Here is a 21,622-nt window from a genome sequence, read left to right on the forward strand (position 1 = left end):
GGTGTAGTTTCATGGCTGTCCGTAGGTGTGGACAACATGTGGGGCCTGGGGGTGTGCCATCCTGGGAATACCACGGCTGTAACTACTACATATTGTGTTAGTTGCGGGCATTTCCCCCAAAGTATAGTGTCGTTGATGTTGCTCAGAGCGGCGCAGGAAGCGCCCGCATAGGCGGGAAAACGCGCCCCGCTCTGACGAGTTTTTCAATGCAGGAGCTTTAAGGATCTATATGTCTATCACCGTTTACACCAAGCCAGCTTGCGTCCAGTGCAATGCCACCAAGAAGGCCCTCGACCGCGCCGGTCTCGATTACAACCTGGTCGATATTTCTGTTGATGATGAAGCCCGTGATTACGTCATGGCACTGGGCTACGTTCAGGCACCAGTAGTTGAAGCTAATGGCGAGCACTGGTCCGGTTTCCGCCCTGACCGTATCAAGGGCTTGGCTTCCGTAGCGGCATCCGCCTAAGAGGTAGGGGAGGCCAGTAGCCATGTTGGTCGTGTATTTTTCCTCCGCGACGGAAAATACGCACCGGTTCGTGCAGAAACTGGGCTTTCCCAGCGCGCGCATTCCGCTGCGCCGCACGGAGGAGCTCCTCAAGGTCAACGAACCTTATGTCTTGGTGTGCCCCACCTATGGCGGGGGCGCTTCCATCAGCCACCAAAACTCCCGGCCCGTGCCAAAGCAGGTTATTAAGTTCCTCAATGATGAGCACAACCGCAGCCTCATTCGCGCGGTAATCGCGGGTGGCAATAGCAATTTCGGTGCCGATTTTGGCAAGGCTGGTGACGTCATCAGTGCCAAATGTAAAGTGCCCTATGTATATCGTTTCGAGTTGCTGGGAAACGATGACGATATAAAAATTTGTCGTGAAGGTTTATTGGCTAACGCCGCCGAGCTCGGGCTCGAGGCCGCGGCCTAGCGCCCACTACGACTTAAATAAAGATCCTGATTTTTAAGAAAGGCCTTGTCAGCTGTGAGTACGCAATTGGGGAAGACCGTCGCCGAGCCAGTAAAGCCAGAAGAGCAGTTGGATTACCACGCTCTGAACGCGATGCTGAATCTCTACGATGCTAACGGCAAGATTCAGTTTGAAAAAGACCGCGAGGCCGCTAACCAATTCTTCCTGCAGCACGTTAATCAAAACACGGTCTACTTCCATGATCTGGAAGAAAAGATCGATTACCTGATTAATAACAAGTACTACGACCCGCAGGTCATTGAGCAGTATGATTTCTCCTTTATTAAGGAGCTATTCAAGCGCGCTTATTCCTATAAGTTCCGCTTCAAGTCCTTCCTGGGCGCGTATAAGTACTACACCAGCTACACGCTGAAGACCTTTGATGGCCGTCGCTACCTCGAGCGCTTTGAGGACCGCGTGTCCATGACGGCTCTATTTTTGGCGGATGGCGATACTGGCCTAGCGGAGCACCTCGTAGACGAGATCATGACCGGCCGCTTCCAGCCGGCTACCCCGACCTTCCTCAACGCCGGCAAGGCCCAGCGCGGCGAGCTCGTCTCCTGCTTCCTGCTGCGCATCGAGGACAATATGGAGTCCATTGGCCGCTCCATCAACTCCGCGCTGCAGCTTTCCAAGCGCGGCGGCGGCGTGGCCCTCCTGCTGTCTAATATCCGCGAGTCCGGTGCGCCAATTAAGCACATTGAGAACCAGTCTTCCGGCGTCATCCCCGTGATGAAGCTGCTGGAGGATTCCTTCTCCTACGCCAACCAGCTCGGTGCCCGCCAGGGTGCCGGTGCGGTTTACCTCAACGCGCACCACCCGGACATCATGAACTTCCTGGATACCAAGCGCGAGAATGCGGATGAGAAGATCCGCATTAAGACCCTCTCGCTGGGCATCGTCGTGCCGGATATCACCTTTGAGTTGGCTAAGCGCAATGATGATATGTACCTCTTCTCGCCGTATGACGTCGAGCGCGTCTATGGCAAGGCCTTCGGTGACATCTCCGTCACCGAGCACTATGAAGAGATGGTGGAAGACCCACGCATCCGCAAGAAGAAGATCAACGCCCGCCACTTCTTCCAGACCGTGGCAGAGCTGCAGTTCGAGTCCGGTTACCCGTACATCATGTTCGAGGACACCGTAAACCGCGCGAACCCAGTGAAGACCTCGTGGATCAACATGTCCAACCTGTGCTCGGAAATCCTGCAGGTCAACTCCGCATCCGAATTCAACGCGGACCTGACCTATGAGGAGCTGGGCAGCGATATTTCCTGCAACTTGGGTTCCCTGAATATCGCGATGACCATGGATTCTCCGGACTTTGCCAATACGGTGGAAACCGCCATCCGCGGCCTGACCGCCGTGGCGGATAAGACCTCCATTGACTCCGTGCCGTCCGTGCGCCGTGGTAATGATGAGTCCCACGCCATCGGTTTGGGCCAGATGAACCTGCACGGTTACTTGGGCCGCGAGCACATCGAGTATGGCTCGGAAGAGGGCTTGGACTTTACCAATGCTTACTTTGCCGCCATTTTGTATGCGGCGCTGCGTGCCTCCAATAAGATTGCCCGCGAGCGCGGCGAGTACTTCACGGAGTTCCCCCAGTCCGAGTATGCCTCGGGCGAATTCTTTGACCGCTACGATCCGGAAGAGTTCAAGCCGAAGACGAAGAAGGTCCAGGAGCTTTTCGACGCCTCTTCGATCCACACCCCGTCCGCCCAGGACTGGGAGGACTTGAAGCAGGACGTGGCTAAGTACGGCCTGTATAACCGCAACCTGCAGGCGGTGCCGCCGACGGGCTCGATTTCCTATATCAATAACTCCACCTCGTCCATCCACCCGATTGCCTCCAAGATTGAGATCCGCAAGGAGGGCAAGATCGGCCGTGTCTACTACCCGGCGCCGCACATGGATAATGACAACCTGGAGTACTTCAAGGACTCTTATGAGATCGGCTACGAGAAGATCGTCGATACTTATGCCGTAGCCACGAAGTATGTGGACCAGGGCCTATCGCTCACGCTCTTCTTCAAGGACACCGCGACCACCCGCGAGGTCAATCGCGCGCAGATTTATGCGTGGCGCAAGGGCATTAAGACCTTGTACTACATCCGCCTGCGCCAGATGGCGCTGGAGGGCACCGAGGTCGAGGGCTGCGTATCCTGCATGCTCTAAACCGGTGGTAGGGCGCCTCGCTGCACGTCGCGGGGAAGGACGTGCATCGAGGCGTTTAACCGTTTTCGGCCCTAGTGCGGTCGAGGATAGTGCGGGAGGTTTCTTCGGCGGCGTCGGCAAGCCCGGCATCAATGGCGCGGGCCAGTTCCATGTGCAGCTGTGTGGTGCCGCTGATGGGGTCGCGCTTGCGGGAGCCGAAGACGGACTTGCCCTTGAGCATCGCCACCAGGGAGGGGGCGAGCGCGGCCAGCATTTCATTTCCAGAGGCCCGCAGGATGAGGGTGTGGAAGCGTAAATCGGTTTCTAATTCTTCGCCCACGCGCGGAGATGGAGTGGATTCCAGCTCGGCCAATCGCGCGGCGAGGCGCAGCAATTCCGCCCGCTGCTGGGCGGTGGCATTGCCGGCAGCCAAACGGGCGGCCACCGGCTCGATGCCAAGCCGCAGCTCATTGAGGCGGGCCACTTGCTGTCCGCGCGTTTTATCGTTGTTTAGGCGCCAGCCAATGATCGCTGGGTCATATACAGCCCACTTGTCCATCGGCAGCACCGTGATGCCCACGCGGCGCCCGGAGCTCACCATGCCGAGGTGCTCCAGGGTGCGCATGGCTTCGCGGGCCACGGTGCGGGAGATGCCAAAGCGCTTTTCGACGTCCCCCAGCCGGAACCGCTCGCCCTCCGCGAGGTCTCCGCTTACTATATCCGCGCCGAGTTGATCCACCACGGAGCCGAGTAGGGGAGGGGTGGCGCTCATGGTGGGTGAATCCTCTCTGTGCAGGCACTCGGTATAGCTGGGATCAGTATAGGCATGAGGCATCCACCACAATGGCAAAGAGGCCGGGTGAATTGGGTATGCTGGGGAGCTAAAAGTGTCCGTTTTTAGTATTGGAGTGACGCCGCGTGTCGCACGAGTACGATGACTACGTTTCTAGTCATGAAAAGCCAGTTAAAGCCATTAACTGGAATAGCATCCCGGATGAAAAGGACCTCGAGGTATGGGATCGCCTCACCGGTAATTTCTGGCTGCCAGAAAAGGTCCCTGTCTCTAATGACCTGCCCAGCTGGAAGACGCTGACGGAGAAGGAAAAGGAAACCACCATGCGGGTCTTTACCGGCCTGACGCTGCTGGATACCATCCAGGGCACTGTGGGTGCGATTTCCCTCCTTCCGGATTCCCAGACCCTGCATGAGGAAGCGGTCTACACCAATATCGCCTTCATGGAATCCGTGCACGCCAAGTCCTATTCCAATATCTTTATGACCCTGGCGTCCACGCCAATGATCAACGATGCCTTCCGCTGGTCCGAAGAAAACGAGAACCTGCAGAAGAAGGCCAAGATCATCTTGTCCTACTACAAGGGTGATGATCCGCTGAAGAAGAAGGTGGCCTCCACGCTGCTGGAGTCCTTCCTGTTCTACTCCGGCTTCTACCTGCCGATGTACTTCTCCTCCCGCGCGAAGCTCACCAACACCGCCGATATCATCCGCCTGATCATCCGCGATGAGGCTGTGCATGGCTACTACATTGGTTACAAGTTCCAGCAGGCGTATAAGCAGCTAGATGAAGAGCACCAAGCAGAGCTGAAGGAATACACCTTCGACTTGGTCTATGACCTCTATGACAATGAGATCGATTACACCGAGGATCTCTACGATGATCTGGGCTGGACCGAGGACGTCAAGCGCTTCCTGCGGTACAACGCCAATAAGGCGCTGAATAACTTGGGCTTCGAGGGGCTATTCCCAGCCGATGAGACCCGCGTTTCCCCGGCCATCTTGTCCTCGTTGTCGCCGAACGCCGACGAGAACCATGACTTCTTCTCTGGTTCGGGTTCCTCCTATGTCATTGGCAAGGCTGAGGACACCACGGATGATGACTGGGACTTCTAAGCATTCCCGCTGATCAGCGTGGTCTAGCGGCACACCTTCTGCTCGAACTCAACCGAAAGGTTGATAACGAGCGGGGGTGTGTTTTTGCGTTTTGGGGCCGCACAATTCGGCGCGGCTGTGACATATAGCACTCTGCATCTTTGGCGAAAACCGTCGGTGGAAATAGTGGCCGCGCCACGTGCAGGGGCAATGTGGCAGATGTGGTCAGTGGTGAGGCGTGTTCTCGCGTCCGAGTATTGGGGGAAGCTGGAAAGAACAGGGGAAAATGGCCTAATATAAGGCGAGTAAACCTAGGTGTAGGTGGAGTCTGTCCACAGACACTTTGTTATTCAGGAGGATTTTATGACCGCTGTGGCGCCACGGGTCGACGATTACGTCGCCCCCACACGTCCAGAGCCAACCGGTAACGCGAAGACCGGTTCAAAGGCTTGGGTATTTCTAACCACCACCGACCACAAGCAGCTGGGCATCATGTACTTGATCATGTCCTTCAGCTTCTTCTTCCTCGGTGGCTTTATGGCACTGTTGATCCGCGCGGAGCTGTTCACCCCGGGTCTCCAGTTCTTGTCTAATGAGCAGTTCAACCAGCTGTTCACCATGCACGGCACCGTGATGCTGCTGCTGTTTGCGACCCCAGTTGTGTGGGGCTTTGGTAACTACATCCTGCCGCTGCAGATTGGCGCGCCGGACGTGGCCTTCCCGCGTCTGAACGCTTTCGGCTTCTGGGTTACCCTGCTGGGCGGCATCGTGATGCTGCTGGGCTTCGTTACCCCAGGTGGTGCAGCTGACTTCGGCTGGACCATGTACATGCCGCTGGCTGATGGTGTCCACACCCCGGGCATTGGTGCGGATATGTGGATCGTCGGCGTGGGTGCTACCGGTGTCGGCACCATTGCCTCCGCTATCAACATGATCACGACCATCCTGACCCTGCGTGCGCCGGGCATGACCATGTTCCGTCTGCCGGTCTTCAGCTGGGCTGTGTTTACCGCATCCGCCATCGTGCTGATGATTTTCCCGCTGCTGACCGCTGCGGCACTGGGTGTTCTGTATGACCGCAAGCTGGGCGGCCACATCTACGATTCCGCTAATGGTGGCGGCATCCTGTGGCAGCACCTGTTCTGGTTCTTCGGCCACCCTGAGGTTTACGTCCTCGCGCTGCCGTTCTTCGGCGTTGTATCTGAGGTCGTTCCGGTCTTCTCCCGCAAGCCGGTCTTCGGCTACATCGGCCTGGTCTTCGCGCTGCTGGCCATCGGCTCCCTGTCCATGGCTGTGTGGGCACACCACATGTTCGTCACCGGCGCTATCCTGCTGCCGTTCTTCTCCTTCATGACGTTCCTGATTGCGGTTCCAACCGGCGTCAAGTTCTTCAACTGGGTCGGCACCATGTGGAAGGGCCACATCACCTGGGATACCCCGATGATCTTCGCCATGGGCTTCATGGCAACCTTCCTGTTCGGCGGTATGACCGGCGTTATGCTGGCATCCCCGGCACTGGACTTCCACCTGGCTGAGTCCTACTTCTTGATTGCACACTTCCACTACACCCTGTTCGGTACGGTTGTGTTCTCCGCCTTCGCTGGCCTGTACTTCTGGTTCCCGAAGATGACCGGCCGCATGCTGGATGAGCGTCTGGGCAAGATTCACTTCTGGCTGACCTTCATCGGCTTCCACGGCACCTTCCTGGTCCAGCACTGGGTAGGCAACATGGGTATGCCGCGTCGTTACGCTGACTACCTGGAGTCCGATGGCTTCACGGTCTTCAACCAGATTTCCACCATCTTCTCCTTCGTCCTCGGCGCTTCCGTTATCCCGCTGGTGTGGAACGTATTCAAGTCCTGGCGCTACGGCGAGATTGTCACCGTGGATGACCCATGGGGCTACGGCAACTCCCTCGAGTGGGCAACCTCCTGCCCGCCGCCGCGCCACAACTTCGTGTCGCTGCCGCGTATCCGCTCCGAGCGCCCGGCGTTCGAGCTGCACTACCCGCACATGGTTCAGCGCATGCGCGAAGAAGCACACGTGGGTAGCCACTAAAGCGATATAACTCGCTAAAGCACTCCTGACTTAAGCCGCCTCCCAACCCGCAACGGGCCGTGGGAGGCGGCTTTGGCGTATCTTATTTGCCCTACGTGCGATAATGGGCGGCGTGAGTACCCAAGCTGATACCTATGCCGTCATTACCACCACTGGGCCGGACAAGCCTGGGGTCTCGGCGGCCTTCTTCCGCGTGCTGGCGTCTTATAGCGCCGCGCTTATCGACGTCGAACAAGCCATCTTTTCCGGCCGCATCACCCTCGCCGCCCATACCCGCATTCCCGGTACGCGCGCCGAGCAGATTGCACAGGGGTTGCGCAATACCTTGAGCATCTACGGGCAGCAGGTATCCGTGGACGTGCGAGAGGAGGAATCTAGCGCGCGAGCTCGCTCCACGCATGCGGTGGTCCTCATGGGAACGGAAGTAACCGCCCACCACGTAGAGGAGGTCGCCCGCGTATTGGCCAACTTCGATGCCAATATCGATCGCATCCGCGGGCTTTCCACCTCTCCGTTGACAGGGCTGGAGCTTTTCTTGTCCCTCGATGGTTCCGCGGCACCCGTGCGCCAGGCGCTGGCAGAGCTGGCACAGCAGATTGGTATCGACATTGCGATCGAGCCGGCGGGGCTGGGCCGGCGCTCCAAACGACTCGTGTGCTTTGACTGCGATAGCACCCTCATCCAAGGCGAGGTCATCGAGATGCTGGCCGCGCACGCCGGCAAGGAAGAAGAGGTAGCCGCCGTTACGGCTCGGGCTATGCGCGGCGAATTGGATTTTGAGGAGTCCCTGCGCGAGCGCGTGGCAGTTTTGGCCGGCCTGGATGCTTCCATTATCGATGAGGTAGCCCGCGAGATTCAGCTGACCCCCGGCGCCCGCGAGACCATTGCCACGCTCAACCGCATCGGTTATCGCACCGCTGTGGTCTCCGGTGGGTTCATCCAAGTTCTAGAGGGCCTAGCCGCAGAAATGCACTTAGACTATGTCCGCGCCAATACTTTGGAGATAGCCGATGGCAAGCTCACCGGCCGCATAACCGGCAAGGTGGTTGATCGCAAGGCCAAGGAGGAATTCCTGCGGGAGTTTGCCGCGGATTCCGGAGTGGGCATGCGTCAGACGGTCGCCGTGGGCGACGGTGCCAATGACATCGATATGATTACCGCCGCGGGGTTGGGCATCGCCTTTAACGCTAAGCGGGCGCTGCAAGAAGTGGCGGATACTTCGGTAAATCACCGGCGGCTGGATGAGGTACTACAGATTTTGGGAATCCCAGCCGAGGAGGTTGTTCGTGGATAAGTTTGAAATCGCTCACCAGCGCTTGGTAGAAGCCTGTGATGCGCGTTCGTGGCGCGATGACCCAGAAAACCCAGACGAGCCCGCCACTATCCAAGCGATGCAGATTGCACTGAACCTTCCCAAGCAGGAGCCGCCGGCGCGCACGGAAGTGCTGGAGGCAGCCGCTAGCGCCGTTGTGGCCGCGTGTTTGGATGAACGCGCGGGGGAGGATGGGGCCTTCGCCCACGCCCTGGGCCAGTGGTATGGACACCGCATCCGCAAGATCGCCCGTCGGGCGCGTAATAAGGCTTGGCGCGATGTGCAGAACCTGCCCGGCGTGACCGTGGCGGACCGTGCCCGGGCCTTTGCACCTTCGGCCGTGGGGGAGGTGGATCCGCTCATTGGCAAGCTGCAAATCGGCCACACTGACCTTGCCTATGATGAGCCAGGAGCCCCGCTTGGCGACGCCCCCGTAATCTACGTCGACCGCAGCCTCGACATGTCTGCGGGCAAGGCCGCAGCGCAGGTGGGCCACGGTTCGATGATGCTCGCCGCGGCGATGTCGGTGGAGGAGGCTCGTGCTTGGGCCGACACGGGTTTTGAGCTTTCGGTGCGCGAGGTGTCTGGCGAAGATTTTCGCACGGCCTGCGCGCAGGACGGCGCCGTGGTCATCGTGGACGCCGGGTTCACGGAGATTGCGCCGGACTCGGCTACCGTGTGCGCCCTGCGGCGACCAATCGCTTAAGCGCGCCGCGCACCGTATCCGCGTCGGTGGTCTGCCAAAAGCGTGGCATGGAGGCCTTGAGGAAGCTGCCGTAGCGCTTATACTCCAAGCGGTTATCGAGCACGGCCACCACGCCGCGGTCGGTCACGTGGCGCAGCAGGCGGCCTGCGCCCTGTGCCATGAGCAAGGCGGCGTGGTTGGCGGAGACCTCCATGAATCCGGAGCGGCCCGCCGCATCGGCCGCTTGGGCGCGCGCCTGCATCAGGGGATCGTCCGGCCGGGGGAACGGAATGCGGTCGATGATGACCAGCGAACAGGCCGGCCCCGGCACGTCCACGCCCTGCCACAGGGTAAGCGTGCCGAAGAGACAGGAGTTTTCCTTTTGGGAGAATTTCTCTACCAGTGCGCCGATGGAATCCTCGCCTTGCACGAAGAGGTCAAAGGGGATGCGCGGCTTGAGGGCGGTGGCCGCCTCTTCCGCAGCGCGGCGAGAGGAGAATAGGCCAAGCGTGCGCCCGCCGGCGGCCATAATGAGTTCGTAGATCTCATCTATGGTTTCTTTGGGCAGGCCATCGCGGCCCGGCGCGGGCAGGTGCTTGGCGGTGTACAGGATGCCGGATTTGGCTGGGTCGAAAGGCGTGCCCGCGTCCAAGGTGTCGTAGGTGCCGCTCGGCATGCCCCACTGGGCGGCCATGGCATCGAAGCGTCCACCGAGGGCGAGGGTGGCCGAGGTCAACACCACCGTCTGCTCCCCGAAGAGGTTCTCGCGCAGCATGTGGGCGATGGATAGGGGAGCCACGGCGAGGGTCTCGGCGTCGCTGCGCGGATCGCGCTCGAGCCAGACGACGTCGTCTTGCTTGGCCGGGTCATCGGTGGCGAAAACCTCCAGCATGCGCGCCACGGCCTGCGCGAGGTCGGAGAGGTGGTTGCTCAAGTTTTGGCGCTCGGCGTTTTTCTCCGGATCGTCGGTGGCTTCGCCTTCTGGTGCGCGAGAAATGAGGGACTTAACGCGCAGGAATTCGTCGGCAAGCGCGCGCAGGTGGCCCTGTGAGGTTTCATCTAAGTCGGTCCAACGGCCTGGCTCTTGGATTTTCATCAGGTCATCAAATTCCTCGGCCAAGTCCGAGAGGTTGCCGGCATTACCCAGCGACTTCGCGCGGTTGGCGGCCATCTTGATGGCGCGGGTAGTAATCTCCGCGGTAGATACGGAGGTGATGCGGCCGTCGAGCTCGTGGGCCTCATCGATAATGGCGACGTCGTGCTCAGGCAAGATATTTGCCTCAGAAACCGCGTCGATGGCGAGCATGGCGTGGTTGGTGACCACGATGTCGACGTCGGCAGCCGCCCTGCGAGCCTCTTCCGCAAAGCAATCCGGCCCGTGCGGGCAGCGCGAAGCGCCCAAGCACTCGTTGGAGGTTACCGATACCGCCCGCCACACCACGTCCGGCACGCCCGGCTCTAGATCATCGCGGTCACCAGTGTCAGTTTCCTGCGCCCACTCGTGGATACGGCGCACGGCCTTGCCGCGGTGGGATATTTCGGATTCGTCGATAAGTGCTTCCGGGTCATCCGGGGTAGCCGCAATCTTATTCATGCACAGGTAGTTATTGCGTCCCTTCATGATGGCGAAGGTGGGCGTACGCTCCATTACAGGGGCGAGCGCCTCAGTAAGCCGCGGCAGATCGCGCTCCACCAGCTGGCGCTGCAAGGCTAGGGTAGCGGTAGAGACGATGACGGTGGACCCCGAGTTCATCGCATGCCGGATAGCCGGGACCAAGTAGGCCAGGGATTTACCGGTACCGGTACCGGCCTGCACTGCCAGGTGGCGCTCCTTTTCGAGCGCAGCCGAGACGGCGGTGGCCATGCGCACCTGGCCTTCGCGCCGGCTGCCGTCCAGCGCGTCAACGGCCTTGCCCAGCAGCGTTTCCGTGTCGAGGTTTAGGGGCTCATCTGCGTGCTCACTCACCCCACACAGTCTAGCGGCCTACTTTTTAAAGCCCACCATCCGCGTGGGCACGGCCGCCTCATCGCGCGAGAGCGCCAGGCCTTCCCATGGCAGAGTCTTGCGGGCCTGATCCAAATACTCGCGGGAGGCATGCAGATCCGGCAGTCCGTCGACGATGTGGCCATCGCGCATGAGCGGAATGGTCATCTCGCGGGTCTCGAGCTGGCCCGTATCTGGCGCGGGCGCGTCAAAGGGATAGACGATCTCTTCCACCGCCACGCCCGAGGAACGGTAGGTGCGTAGCGCGCGCTTGGCACCGCCGACGGACTGCTTGGAAGTAGAGCGCTTTGCCACCGGGATGCCGTCTACCTCTACGACCTTGTAGACCATGCCGGCTGTAGGCGCGCCGGAGCCGGTGACCACGGACGTGCCGACGCCGTAGACATCGACCGGATCGCCGCGCAGGCCGGCAATGGCGAACTCGTCGAGGTCGGAAGATACCACGATATTGGTGTTGTGATTGCCCAAATCATCCAGCTGCTTGCGCACGCGGCGGGTAACCGCACCCAGGTCACCGGAATCGATGCGAACCCCACCGAGCTTCGGTCCACCTACCTTCACTGCGGTCTCGACGCCCTTGGTGATGTCATAGGTATCGACCAACAGAGTGGTGTCTACGCCAAGGGTGTCGATCTGGGAGCGGAAGGCGGCCTCTTCGTTCGGGGTGCCATCCGGGTTGGTATGTGCCAAGGTCCAGGAGTGGGCGGCAGTGCCGGAGACCGGAATGCCGTAGCGGTAGCCTGCCTCCAGGTTGGAGGTGGCATCGAACCCGGCCAGGTAGGCCGCGCGGGCGGCGGTTACCGCCGCATACTCGTGGGTGCGGCGCGAGCCCATCTCGATGATGGGCCGGCCGTCGGCCGCCGTGACCATGCGGGAAGCGGCCGAAGCCACTGCGGAATCGGCGTTCATGATGGACAAGATGACGGTCTCCAAAACCAAGCACTCCCCAAAGGTGCCGCGCACCGTCAGGATGGGGGAGTTGGGGAAATAAAGCTCGCCCTCGCGGTAGCCGTCAATCTGCCCGGAAAAGCGATAGTGGCGCAGATACTCCTTGGTCTGCTCGTCCAAGAAGTCCATCTCCGCTAACTGATTGGCCGAAAAACGGAAATCCTCCACTGCGCGCAGGACGCGGCCGGTGCCTGCAACGACGCCATAGCGGCGCTCATTGGGCAGGCGGCGGCCGAATACTTCGCAGGTGACCTGGCGGTTTGCCGAGCCATCGCGCAGCGCGGCCTGGAGCATCGTTAGCTCATATTTATCCGTGAGCAGTGCAGTAGAGCGATCATTAGGGATAGCTTTGTCATTCACGGGAGTGATAATACCCACTGACTAGGTGCTTTTCAGGGGATTAGATTCTTTGCAGCCGGAATGTCTGAAGCCCGATTGCGCGGGCCCACAATAAATTCCCAAATATGGTTAGGCTAGAAGGCATGAAGGCGCAATTTCCTGTAGTCCGGATGAGCTCTCCGATGGCTACGCCCGAATTGGATGAAGAACTCGACGTAGACGTAGCCACGAGCGAGAACCTGCCGTGGATGTGCATCGTGTGGGATGACCCCGTCAACTTGATGAGCTACGTGTCCTATGTATTCCAAACCGTGTTGGGCTATGACAAGAAGCGAGCCAATGAACTCATGATGCAGGTCCACACCGAGGGCAAGGCCGCCGTGTCCAGCGGCGAGCGCGACAAGATTGAAGCGGACGTGAAAAAGCTCCAGATCGCCGGTCTGTGGGCAACGATGCAGCAGGCAGGTTAAATCGATGCAACCGTGGAAGAAAAAGAAGTCCCTCATGCGCGCGCCGAAAATCACGGCCGTATTCGAACCAATGGAGCGCGAGGTACTGGGCGATCTCACCGCCACCGTCTCCGAGGCGATCATTAAGCGCGCCCAGTCCGCGCCCAAGGACGAGCTGGCGGAAATGCTGGACATGCCTACCGGCCACACCGAAGCCCCGGACGATCCCTCGCTGGCCCGTCTCTTCCCGGACTTTGAAATGCCCGGCGATGAGGAATATGAAGGCGATGCATCATTGCTGCGCTCCCTGCATGAAAACGACATTGCGCGCGCCAAGCTGGAAAACCTGCAGGTAATTGGCTCTGCCCTCGGACCTACCGGTGGGGTAGAGGTCACCATCAACGAGCAAGAGGCCCAGGCCTTCGTCGCTGGCCTCAACGACCTCCGCCTCTTTGTCGCGGCGGGCGATGTGGCCGATAACAACCTGATGTCTGACCGCGATAGCCTCGTGGAATGGCTGGCGTTCTGCCAAGATTCGCTGCTGCAGGTGCTGATGGACTAATGCTGGACGGCATGAGCATCGGGCACTATAGCGGCACCGATACCGGAGTCACGGTGCTCTACTGCGGGCCGGGCGGAGCGCTCGGCAGCGTCGATGTGCGCGGCGGCGGCCCAGGCACCCGCGAAACGGATCTTTTACAGCCGCATAATACGGTCGAGCGCGTCCACGCCGTGGTGTTAGCGGGCGGTTCTGCCTTTGGCCTGGCCGCTGCCGACGGCGTGATGAATGAGCTGGCAGAGAGGGGGATCGGCTTTCCCGTCTTCGGCGAGGATAAGCCTGGGCCGCGCGTGCCCATCGTTCCCGGCGCCGTCATTTTTGACCTCTTGGTCGGGCCTTCCCGCCCCGGGCCGGAAGAAGGCGCGGCCGCGTTGCGAGCCGCGCTTATAGGCAGCGACGAATCCATGGGGTCGGTGGGAGCCGGAGTAGGCGCTACCGCGGGCAAACTGCGGGGCGGCTTCGGGCTGGCCACGCGCCGGGTGGGTGACTACGAGGTCAGCGCCGCGATGGTTGCCAACCCCGTGGGCGAGGTCATCGAGCCGCAGTCCGGCCGCCTGCACGGCGCGCCGGGGCGCACCGCGGTCAATGCTGCCGCCTACCGCGCCTTGCCGCACCCTGCGGAGTCCACGCTCAATACCACCATCGGCGCCGTGCTTACCGACGCCCCCGTTACCACCGCCCAAGCCCAGCGCCTGGCCATGACTGCCCACGACGGCATCGCCCGTGCGGTGCGTCCTGCGCATTCGCCGCTGGATGGGGACACGATCTTTGCCCTGTCCACCGCCAAGCGCCCAGCCGAACTCAGCACGCAGGTGATCACCCAGCTGTGCGCCGCTGCCGCCGACGCCGTGGAAGAAGCCATCGTCAACGCGGTCACCGCCGCCAACCCCGGCCTAGGCTTGAGCGCGTACCGCGATCTGCTGGACTAAGATAAGGCGCATTATGACTTCAGGTGGAACATCTAACTTCCGGCCGGCGCCCGCGGGCCAGGTCAATCGCGGCGATTCCAAGAACTACACCCGCAGCGGCCGCATCACCACCGGCTTTTCTATAGCCTTTGGTTTCCTCGTGGTGGAGTGGGCGGTCCACATCATCAACGCCTTCCTGTTTGGTGGCCAGCTATCCAATTACGGCATTCGCCCGCTGGATTTCAATGGCATCTGGGGCATTGTCACCGCCCCGCTGCTCCACGCGAACTTTGAGCACTTGATGTCTAACTCGGTGCCCGGCGCCATTTTCTGCTTCCTTATCGGCCTTTCCGGCCGCAAGGCCTGGTGGGAGGTCACGCTGATTACCACGCTGGTCGCGGGCCTTGGAACCTGGTTTATCGGCGGCCCCGGTACCTCGCATATCGGTGCTTCCAGCTTGGTCTATGGCTGGCTGGCGTACCTGATTGTGCGCGGAATTTTTAACCGTTCGCTCATCCAGACCATCTTGGGCATCGTGCTCGGCTTCGCCTACTCCGGCTTGGTGTGGGGCGTGTTGCCCGTCTACGAGGGCGTGAGCTGGCAGGGCCACCTCTTCGGCGCCATCGGCGGAATCCTCGCCGGCATGACCATTACCTCGGACGACCCGGTTAAGGCAGTGAAGCGCTAATGCCAACTGCGACCTCTCCCATCGGCATCTTTGATTCCGGCGTGGGCGGGCTCACCGTAGCACGCGCGGTGATGGAACAGCTGCCGCACGAATCCGTCATCTATACCGGCGATACCGCGCACAGTCCTTATGGCCCGCGGCCCATCTCGGAAGTCCGCGCCTTTTCCCAAGACGTGGCCGATAGGCTGGTGGAGCGCGGCTGCAAGATGCTGGTCATTGCCTGCAATACCGCCACCGCTGCCTTCCTTCACGATGCGCGCGAGCGCTACGATATCCCCATCGTGGAAGTCATCCGGCCCGCGGTGCGCCGCGCCATGTCCACCACGCGCAACGGAAAAATCGGCGTCATCGGCACCGAAGGCACCATCAAATCCGGTGCCTACCAAGACTTATTCGCACTCAACCCCAAGGTGCAGGCCTTTGCCACCGCCTGCCCGGATTTTGTTCCCTTTGTCGAGCGCGGTATTACCGCCGGCCGCCAAATCCTCGGCGTCGCCGAGGGCTACCTGGCCCCGCTGCAGGCACAAGGGGTAGACACGCTGGTGTTGGGCTGCACGCACTATCCGCTGTTGACCGGAATTATCCAGCTGGCGATGGGCGATAATGTTTCGTTGGTGACCTCCTCGGAGGAAACCACCAAGGATGTGATGCGGATTCTCACGGAAACGGATATGTTGGCCCCCGCAGAGAATCAGCCGGTCCACACTTTTGAATCCACCGGCGATCCGGAAGCCTTTGCCCGCCTTGCCACGCGCTTTCTCGGCCCCCAGATTGCATAAGGAAGTGCAATTTCTCCCCCGTTTGCACGTTGAGTACGCATGCGGGGCGAATTCATGGAACTATTGAGCCCATGAAGCTGACCATCCTAGGCTGCTCCGGTAGCGTCCCCACCGCCCAAAATCCCGCCTCCGGCTACTTGCTGTCCTTCGATAATGCGCCGTCCATCGTCCTCGACATGGGCCCTGGCACCTTGGCGCAGCTGGAACAGCAACAGGATCCTTGTGATGCGCACGTGGCCTTTAGCCATCTGCATGCCGATCACTGCCTGGATTTTCCTTCCCTGATGGTGTGGCGCCGCTTCCATCCCACGGCGCCGGCGGCGTCGCGCAATATGTGCTTCGGGCCGAAGGCTACGCCTACGCATCTGGGCCGCCTGTCCTCCGATGAGGTCGATGGCATCGATGACATGTCCGATACCTTCGCCTTTAGCGCCTGGGAGCCGGGCGAGCGACAGCTCGTGGACGATGTCTATATCACCCCCTTCCCGGTAAATCACCCGGTAGAGGCCTATGCCTTGCGCGTGGAGCACACGAAGACGGGGCAGACCATTACCTATTCCGGTGACTCTTCGTATACGCCCGCGCTTGTCGAAGCCGCCCGTGGTGCCGATATCTTCCTCTGCGAGGCGGCCTGGGGCGAGACCTCGGAGGGCAAGGCGCCGGACATGCACATGTCGGGCGCGGAAGCCGGTAGGGCGGCGCGTGAGGCGGGTGTGGGCAAGCTCGTGCTCATCCACATTCAGCCGTGGGGTGATGCGCAAGCTACCTTGGAGGCCGCCCGCTCCGAATTCGATGGCGAGATTGTCCTCGGTGCCGCGGGGATGGAGTTCTAAGATACGCTGGACGGCATGACTGAATTTACTCGTGCCGATGGGCGCGCGCTGGACCAGATGCGCAGCGTCCGCATTACCCGCAATTTCACCACCAACCCGGCCGGCTCGGTGCTGGTGGAGTTTGGCAATACCCGCGTCATGTGCACCGCATCCGTGGAATATGGCGTGCCGCGCTTCAAGCGTGATTCGGGCGAAGGCTGGCTTACCGCCGAGTACGCCATGCTGCCTTCTGCCACCCACGACCGCATGCCGCGCGAATCCATGAAGGGCAAGGTCAAGGGCCGCACCCATGAGATTTCCCGCCTCGTCGGCCGCTCCCTGCGCGCTGCGGTGGACTTGGAGGAGCTGGGTGAGAACACCATCCAGCTCGACTGCGACGTTCTCCAGGCCGATGGCGGCACCCGCACGGCGTCTATCACCGGCGCCTATGTTGCGCTTGCCGACGCCATCGCACACCTCAAGGCCGAGGGCGTCGTCCCCGGCGAGCCACTGCTCGATCCCATCGCTGCGGTCTCGGTAGGCATCATTGATGGCGAAATCTGCCTCGACCTGCCTTATGAGGAAGACTCCCGCGCCGAGGTCGACCTCAACGTGGTGATGCAGGAATCCGGGGACTTCGTGGAAATCCAGGGCACCGGCGAGCACGGACTCTTTGGCCGCGAAGAGCTCAACGAGATGCTAGACGTAGCCCAGAAGGGCTGCCGCGAGCTCATCGCCGCACAGAAGGCGGCGTTGGGGTGGTAATTCTCGTCGCGTCCAATAACCCGAAGAAGCTCGCGGAGCTGGAGCGCATCCTGGCCGACGCCGGCATCGAGGGCGTCGAGCTGCGCCCGCTATCCGCAGTGGAGCCTTACCCGGAGCCGGTAGAAGACGGCCGCACCTTTGCCGATAACGCGCTTATTAAGGCCCGCGCCGGCGCGGCTGCGACCGGCTTTGCTACCGTCGCGGATGATTCCGGCCTGGCCATCGAAGAGCTCAACGGCATGCCTGGCGTGCTTTCCGCCCGCTGGTCCGGCCAGCACGGCAATGACCAGGCCAATAATGACCTGGTCTTGGCGCAGATGGCCGATGTCCCCGATGAACGCCGCGCCGCCGCTTTCGTCTCCGTCTGCGCGCTCGTGACTCCCGATGGCACCGAGCACGTGGCCGAGGGCCGCTGGGAGGGCAGCTTCCTGCGCGAGCCGCGTGGGGCCAACGGCTTTGGCTATGACCCGCTCTTTCAGCCAGAAGGCGAGTCCCGGTCGGCTGCGGAGATGTCCCCAGATGAAAAGAACGCGGTCTCGCATCGCGGCCGCGCTCTTACTCAACTAGTCCCCGCCATCGCGGAGTTGGTTCGCAATTCCTAAAGCTGGAATTCCTCCTTAATCTCCTTGCGGCGCTTGTGCTCCATCCAGAAGGACAGGAAGGGCACCACGCCGGCAAGGGCGGTGGTAAAGAGCTTGCCCACCGGCCACAGCGCGCGCGGGCCGAGGATGAGGATGGACAGCAGGTAGGTCATGTACGCGATGCCGTGCACGATCGCGATATAGGTGGCCCATTCTGGGATCTCCATGCCGATGAGGTATTGGCAGACCATGCGGATGACCAGGATAATCAGGAAGACACCGGTCACGGTGGCCGCGATGGAGAAAAACTTCAAGGGGCCGCGGATACGGGCCTGGCGGGCGGGGTGAACTTTATTGGTCATAATCAGCTTTCTTCATTCTCGCCGCGCCGGCGGCGCGGAGTATTCATGGCGTTGAACGTTTCCACATCTATCTGCGGCCGCTGGGGCAGGAAATCCTCATCGATTTTGGTTTCCGCCTGCGGCTGTGCGGGAGATTCAGCCGGGGCCTCAGTGACGGTGCTATCCATGTCGCGGGCTTCTTCCTCGGCCGCGAGGCGCTCGTTTTCATAGCGCAGCGTGGTGCGATAGGCGTAGACCACGAATACGGCAAACAGCGGCCACTGGAAGGCATAGCCCAAGTTTTGGAAGGTACCCGAGCCGGACCGGAAACGCGTCCATTGCCAATAGGCCAGGAATAGGAAGAGCACGACGAAAAACGCGATGAGGAGGATGTGCCACCACCGCACCTGCACGCGCTTGTTCTTCTTTTCCTCTTGAGTGCTCACGCGATCCACCCTACCCACCAGTGGCCGGAAAACAGAACACCCCTGGTTTCTGGATTTCCGGCGTGCCGTGTACACTATGGCAAGTCCCCCGCGCCCGTGGCGGAATTGGCAGACGCGCTAGATTTAGGTTCTAGTGTCTTATGACGTGTGAGTTCAAGTCTCACCGGGCGCACAATCGGCGCCGTCGGCTCGCAGAGCCGGCGGCGCTTTCGCATATCACCGCCCGCATAGTCGCCCTAAGATAGTCATCATGAAAAAGCTGCTTTTCACCCTTATCGCCGTCATTCTCATTGCCACCGTGGCTGCCGCCGCGGTGTTCATTTGGCAGGTGCGGGAACCGGTGGAGGTGGAGACCGAATCGAGTAATACCAAGGTCATCAAGGCCGTGGAGCGCGAAGAACAGGTGGTGCTCGTCTCGCTGGGTATCGAGGGCTTATCGGAGGAATCCGCCACCAGCACGCTGTGGAATTGGCAGGTCCCGGGCAGCGAGCGCACCCAGTACATCAAGTATTCCTACCGCGCGAAGCTCGGCATCGAAGGTTCGCAGGTTCAGGTGGAAGAAGAATCCCCGCACCACTTCCGCGTGGAGATCCCAGAGTTCATTTTCATCGGGCACTCGGATGAGAATTTCGAAACCGCGGTGGAGGACAACGGCGCGCTGAGCTGGATTACCCCGGATATCGATAAGGCGGAAACCATCACCAAAATCCTCAACGAGGACAAAAAGAAAGAGGACATCGCGGATAATCGCGATGTCCTCCAATCCCAGGCCAAGCAGTTCTACACCGGCATTATTTCCGGCGTGGACCCAGAGGCCGAGGTGGACTTTTCCTTTCGCTAACTAGTCTACCTCGGTGAACTTGCGGTCCCACGAGGATCGGACCGGGTTGGCATCGGCCAGCAGGATATCGAAGCGGTCGTTGGCAATTTCTACGATTTCGCCCAGCGCGGTGCGATACTCCTGCTCCGGGGAGTTGGCTAGGCGGCGCACGCCGGCATCAATGACGCGGTCGACGGTGTCATTGGTATCCAAATAGGCCACAAACGGCATGTCAAAGCGCTCGCGGTAGGCGGCGGAAAGCTCGGTGATGCGCTCGGTCTGCACATCATCCAGGTCGGTCAGACCGAGGGAGCCGCGGTCGGCGGAGATGGTGGCGGCCTCGTCGGCGTCGGCAAGCAGCAGCTTATCCATGGCCGGGTAATCGTGGATGAGGGCGGCGCGGCGGGAATCATCCGCGGTCAGCACGGCCACCTGAATGGCCGCGCGCAGTTCATTAACATCGCCGAAGGGCCGCGACTCCCACGCCAGCTCCAGCGGCCAGGTCTCGTTATTAAACAGAGGGCGTAGCGCGGAGACGAATTCCTCGCGGGAGGCGGCATTGAGCTGCTGCAAGCTCACGCTCTTGCCGACGGCCCGAGACACCTGCGTTCCCTGCTTGCCCCCTGTGTGGAAGAACAAAAGGTTGAGCACGATGGCGGTAATGGCGCCGATTGACATGCCAGAAGAGACGAAGGTTTGCGCCCACTCCGGGAAGGCGGTGGCGATATCCGGTTTGAAAGTCACCAACATAGCCAGCCCCAGCGCGGAGGTGACGATAACGGAGTTGCGACCATCGGAAAGATCGGCCTTGGCGATGGTCTGTAGGCCCACCCACGCCACGTTGGCAAAAAGTGCCAGGGAGGCGCCGCCGAGAACGGGGGAGGGGATGGAGGCCACGACCGCGCCGGCCTTAGGCAAAATGCCCAGCACCATCATGAACCCGGCGGCGGCAACGGCCACCCAGCGCGACTTCACGCTGGTCAGGCGCACCAGGCCAACGTTTTGGGCAAAACAGGTATAGGGGAAGGAGTTCATTACGCCGCCCACCAGGGTGGACAGGCCATCGGCGCGAATCGCACGCACGACGTCATCGCGGCGGATGCGCTTTTTTACAATCTCACCAGTGGCAAAGACGTCACCGGTGGTTTCCACCATGGTGATGATCATGACGATGATGAGCGAGAAAATCGCTACCAGGTCAAACTTCGGCATACCGAAGTAGAACGGGGTAGTAATGCCGAGGGCGGGGGCGGAGGCGACCTCGTCAAAGGAGGCGTCGCCAAGCACGAGCGCCACGCCAGTGCCTAAGACTAGGCCGATGAGCACGGCCAGGGTACCCAGGAAGCCGGAGGAAAAGCGCTGCACCAAGATGATGACTGCGAGCGTGCCAAAGCCATAGAGCAAGTCGCGGGTGGCCGGCACGCCCTCGGCGTAATTGACAAAGTCATTGGCCGACACCCCAAGCAGCGACGTACCCATGACCAGTAGGACCGAGCCGGTGACCACCGGTGGGAAGAAGCGCAGCACCTTGCCAAAGACCGGCGCCGCAAAGAAGGTAAAAAGGCCGGCGACAATAATGGCGCCATAAATGGTTGGCAGCGAGGCCACCCCGCCCGCGCCGTCGGTCGCGCCCAAACCAATGGCAATAATCGGGGAGACGGCCGTTGTAGTCACGCCCTGCACGATGGGCAGGCGCACGCCAATTCGCTTGCCGACGCCCAGGGATTGAATGATCGTTGCTATGCCACAGGTCAACAGGTCCGCATTAATGAGGTGGATGGTGGTTTCCGCATCCAGATTGAGCGAGCCGGCAATAAGCAGCGGGACGATGACTGCGCCGGCATAAAAAGCCAGCACATGCTGTAAACCCAAGGCAGCTAGTTTGGGAGCGGGTGGGACGATATCTACTGGATGCTTGGGCTGCGAAGCCACGAAGTCCTCCTTTGTGCGGAAGCGAAGCTGAACGGGATTAACAGTAGAGGTTCGTGCAGGTAGGGGCCAAAATCTTAAGGTGATGAGGGACACGTTCGGGGCTAGTTCACCCCCGATAAAAGACGTACGTGCGTTCTGCATGAAATCACTAACCAGCTAAACAACACGACCGGTTTATTACTTGGCTTT

22 protein-coding genes and 1 tRNA gene are annotated in these 21,622 nt (G+C 60.6%); 17 read left to right on the top strand and 6 right to left on the bottom strand.

Annotated elements, in window-relative coordinates:
• The first annotated feature begins 229 nt into the window (after positions 1-229).
• The 3 genes from nrdH to nrdE are packed head-to-tail and all read left to right on the top strand — an operon-like array spanning position 230 to position 3,140.
• The gene (gene nrdH / locus QP909_RS09525; RefSeq protein WP_198491999.1) at positions 230-469 is read left to right on the top strand and encodes a glutaredoxin-like protein NrdH; all 240 of its coding nucleotides are present in this window, start codon (positions 230-232) and stop codon (positions 467-469) included.
• A gap of 22 nt (positions 470-491) precedes the next feature.
• The gene (gene nrdI, locus QP909_RS09530; protein ID WP_225746488.1) at positions 492-923 is read left to right on the top strand and encodes a class Ib ribonucleoside-diphosphate reductase assembly flavoprotein NrdI; all 432 of its coding nucleotides are present in this window, start codon (positions 492-494) and stop codon (positions 921-923) included.
• A gap of 54 nt (positions 924-977) precedes the next feature.
• A complete protein-coding gene (nrdE, locus tag QP909_RS09535) occupies positions 978-3,140 on the top strand; it encodes a class 1b ribonucleoside-diphosphate reductase subunit alpha (protein WP_284767067.1) in 2,163 nt (720 codons plus the stop codon).
• Positions 3,141-3,195: 55 nt separating this feature from the next.
• On the opposite strand, the gene QP909_RS09540 is transcribed toward nrdE, so the two are convergent.
• Positions 3,196-3,891, bottom strand: coding sequence for a FadR/GntR family transcriptional regulator (locus QP909_RS09540; RefSeq protein WP_284767068.1), 696 nt, complete (start codon positions 3,889-3,891; stop codon positions 3,196-3,198).
• Positions 3,892-4,037: 146 nt separating this feature from the next.
• Between QP909_RS09540 and nrdF the strand changes: the two genes are divergently transcribed.
• The 4 genes from nrdF to QP909_RS09560 all read left to right on the top strand — a co-directional run bounded on the left by nrdF (position 4,038) and on the right by QP909_RS09560 (position 9,082).
• The gene (gene nrdF, locus QP909_RS09545; RefSeq protein ID WP_005323941.1) at positions 4,038-5,027 is read left to right on the top strand and encodes a class 1b ribonucleoside-diphosphate reductase subunit beta; all 990 of its coding nucleotides are present in this window, start codon (positions 4,038-4,040) and stop codon (positions 5,025-5,027) included.
• A 342-nt stretch (positions 5,028-5,369) separates the two neighbouring features.
• Positions 5,370-7,064 carry an aa3-type cytochrome oxidase subunit I gene (gene ctaD / locus QP909_RS09550; RefSeq protein ID WP_284767069.1) on the top strand — a complete coding sequence of 565 codons (1,695 nt, stop codon included), beginning with the start codon at positions 5,370-5,372 and terminating at the stop codon, positions 7,062-7,064.
• Between the two features lie 103 nt (positions 7,065-7,167).
• Positions 7,168-8,358 carry a phosphoserine phosphatase SerB gene (serB, locus tag QP909_RS09555; protein ID WP_284767070.1) on the top strand — a complete coding sequence of 397 codons (1,191 nt, stop codon included), beginning with the start codon at positions 7,168-7,170 and terminating at the stop codon, positions 8,356-8,358.
• Positions 8,351-9,082, top strand: coding sequence for a peptidyl-tRNA hydrolase (locus QP909_RS09560; RefSeq protein ID WP_284767071.1), 732 nt, complete (start codon positions 8,351-8,353; stop codon positions 9,080-9,082). The genes serB and QP909_RS09560 overlap by 8 nt, the downstream gene beginning before the upstream one ends.
• Here the strand turns inward: QP909_RS09560 and QP909_RS09565 are convergent.
• Positions 9,048-11,027 (bottom strand): ATP-dependent DNA helicase, encoded by a 1,980-nt coding sequence (locus QP909_RS09565; protein WP_284767072.1) that lies wholly within the window; start codon positions 11,025-11,027, stop codon positions 9,048-9,050. The two genes, QP909_RS09560 and QP909_RS09565, sit on opposite strands and share 35 nt — an antisense overlap.
• Before the next feature lie 18 nt (positions 11,028-11,045).
• Positions 11,046-12,374, bottom strand: a complete 1,329-nt coding sequence (locus tag QP909_RS09570; RefSeq protein WP_284767073.1) for a nicotinate phosphoribosyltransferase — start codon at positions 12,372-12,374, stop codon at positions 11,046-11,048.
• Positions 12,375-12,496: 122 nt separating this feature from the next.
• On the opposite strand from QP909_RS09570, the gene clpS reads away from it, so the two are divergent.
• From clpS to rdgB, 8 genes are all read left to right on the top strand, one after another.
• Positions 12,497-12,823 carry an ATP-dependent Clp protease adapter ClpS gene (gene clpS, locus QP909_RS09575; protein ID WP_005323948.1) on the top strand — a complete coding sequence of 109 codons (327 nt, stop codon included), beginning with the start codon at positions 12,497-12,499 and terminating at the stop codon, positions 12,821-12,823.
• A 4-nt stretch (positions 12,824-12,827) separates the two neighbouring features.
• The gene (locus tag QP909_RS09580) at positions 12,828-13,364 is read left to right on the top strand and encodes a DUF2017 domain-containing protein (protein ID WP_005327313.1); all 537 of its coding nucleotides are present in this window, start codon (positions 12,828-12,830) and stop codon (positions 13,362-13,364) included.
• Complete coding sequence (locus QP909_RS09585) at positions 13,364-14,290, top strand: P1 family peptidase (protein ID WP_284767074.1); 927 nt, start codon at positions 13,364-13,366, stop codon at positions 14,288-14,290. Before QP909_RS09580 ends, QP909_RS09585 begins: the two co-directional genes overlap by 1 nt.
• Before the next feature lie 13 nt (positions 14,291-14,303).
• A complete protein-coding gene (locus QP909_RS09590; protein WP_284767075.1) occupies positions 14,304-14,957 on the top strand; it encodes a rhomboid family intramembrane serine protease in 654 nt (217 codons plus the stop codon).
• Entirely contained in the window at positions 14,957-15,736 is a 780-nt protein-coding gene (murI, locus tag QP909_RS09595; RefSeq protein ID WP_198491988.1) for a glutamate racemase, read from the top strand. Before QP909_RS09590 ends, murI begins: the two co-directional genes overlap by 1 nt.
• A 71-nt stretch (positions 15,737-15,807) precedes the next feature.
• Positions 15,808-16,569 carry an MBL fold metallo-hydrolase gene (locus tag QP909_RS09600; protein WP_150850378.1) on the top strand — a complete coding sequence of 254 codons (762 nt, stop codon included), beginning with the start codon at positions 15,808-15,810 and terminating at the stop codon, positions 16,567-16,569.
• A 15-nt stretch (positions 16,570-16,584) separates the two neighbouring features.
• On the top strand, positions 16,585-17,313 hold the full coding sequence (rph, locus tag QP909_RS09605; protein WP_005323955.1) for a ribonuclease PH: 729 nt from the start codon (positions 16,585-16,587) through the stop codon (positions 17,311-17,313).
• Entirely contained in the window at positions 17,307-17,915 is a 609-nt protein-coding gene (gene rdgB, locus QP909_RS09610; protein ID WP_284767076.1) for an RdgB/HAM1 family non-canonical purine NTP pyrophosphatase, read from the top strand. The genes rph and rdgB overlap by 7 nt, the downstream gene beginning before the upstream one ends.
• Here the strand turns inward: rdgB and QP909_RS09615 are convergent.
• Positions 17,912-18,256: a DUF3817 domain-containing protein gene (locus QP909_RS09615; protein WP_204611086.1), complete on the bottom strand. Its 345-nt coding sequence runs from the start codon at positions 18,254-18,256 to the stop codon at positions 17,912-17,914. The genes rdgB and QP909_RS09615 overlap by 4 nt on opposite strands.
• A 2-nt stretch (positions 18,257-18,258) precedes the next feature.
• A complete protein-coding gene (locus tag QP909_RS09620; protein WP_225746501.1) occupies positions 18,259-18,681 on the bottom strand; it encodes a hypothetical protein in 423 nt (140 codons plus the stop codon).
• A gap of 90 nt (positions 18,682-18,771) precedes the next feature.
• Between QP909_RS09620 and QP909_RS09625 the strand changes: the two genes are divergently transcribed.
• A tRNA-Leu gene (locus QP909_RS09625) sits at positions 18,772-18,853 on the top strand.
• A 78-nt stretch (positions 18,854-18,931) separates the two neighbouring features.
• Positions 18,932-19,522 carry a hypothetical protein gene (locus QP909_RS09630; RefSeq protein WP_284767077.1) on the top strand — a complete coding sequence of 197 codons (591 nt, stop codon included), beginning with the start codon at positions 18,932-18,934 and terminating at the stop codon, positions 19,520-19,522.
• On the opposite strand, the gene QP909_RS09635 is transcribed toward QP909_RS09630, so the two are convergent.
• Positions 19,523-21,433: a solute carrier family 23 protein gene (locus QP909_RS09635; protein WP_284767078.1), complete on the bottom strand. Its 1,911-nt coding sequence runs from the start codon at positions 21,431-21,433 to the stop codon at positions 19,523-19,525.
• Between the last annotated feature and the right edge of the window lie 189 nt (positions 21,434-21,622).

Source organism: Corynebacterium sp. MSK195, from assembly GCF_030228885.1.
Taxonomy (GTDB): Bacteria; Actinomycetota; Actinomycetes; order Mycobacteriales; family Mycobacteriaceae; genus Corynebacterium.

Bases quoted from the DNA above. Each gene is read 5' to 3' on its own strand.
- nrdH (WP_198491999.1), top strand. From the start codon at position 230: ATGTCTATCACCGTTTACACCAAGCCAGCTTGCGTCCAGTGCAATGCC.
- nrdI (WP_225746488.1), top strand. From the start codon at position 492: ATGTTGGTCGTGTATTTTTCCTCCGCGACGGAAAATACGCACCGGTTC.
- QP909_RS09540 (WP_284767068.1), bottom strand. From the start codon at position 3,891: ATGAGCGCCACCCCTCCCCTACTCGGCTCCGTGGTGGATCAACTCGGC.
- ctaD (WP_284767069.1), top strand. From the start codon at position 5,370: ATGACCGCTGTGGCGCCACGGGTCGACGATTACGTCGCCCCCACACGT.
- serB (WP_284767070.1), top strand. From the start codon at position 7,168: ATGGGCGGCGTGAGTACCCAAGCTGATACCTATGCCGTCATTACCACC.
- clpS (WP_005323948.1), top strand. From the start codon at position 12,497: ATGAAGGCGCAATTTCCTGTAGTCCGGATGAGCTCTCCGATGGCTACG.
- QP909_RS09580 (WP_005327313.1), top strand. From the start codon at position 12,828: ATGCAACCGTGGAAGAAAAAGAAGTCCCTCATGCGCGCGCCGAAAATC.
- QP909_RS09585 (WP_284767074.1), top strand. From the start codon at position 13,364: ATGCTGGACGGCATGAGCATCGGGCACTATAGCGGCACCGATACCGGA.
- QP909_RS09590 (WP_284767075.1), top strand. From the start codon at position 14,304: ATGACTTCAGGTGGAACATCTAACTTCCGGCCGGCGCCCGCGGGCCAG.
- murI (WP_198491988.1), top strand. From the start codon at position 14,957: ATGCCAACTGCGACCTCTCCCATCGGCATCTTTGATTCCGGCGTGGGC.
- QP909_RS09600 (WP_150850378.1), top strand. From the start codon at position 15,808: ATGAAGCTGACCATCCTAGGCTGCTCCGGTAGCGTCCCCACCGCCCAA.
- rph (WP_005323955.1), top strand. From the start codon at position 16,585: ATGACTGAATTTACTCGTGCCGATGGGCGCGCGCTGGACCAGATGCGC.
- QP909_RS09615 (WP_204611086.1), bottom strand. From the start codon at position 18,256: ATGACCAATAAAGTTCACCCCGCCCGCCAGGCCCGTATCCGCGGCCCC.
- QP909_RS09630 (WP_284767077.1), top strand. From the start codon at position 18,932: ATGAAAAAGCTGCTTTTCACCCTTATCGCCGTCATTCTCATTGCCACC.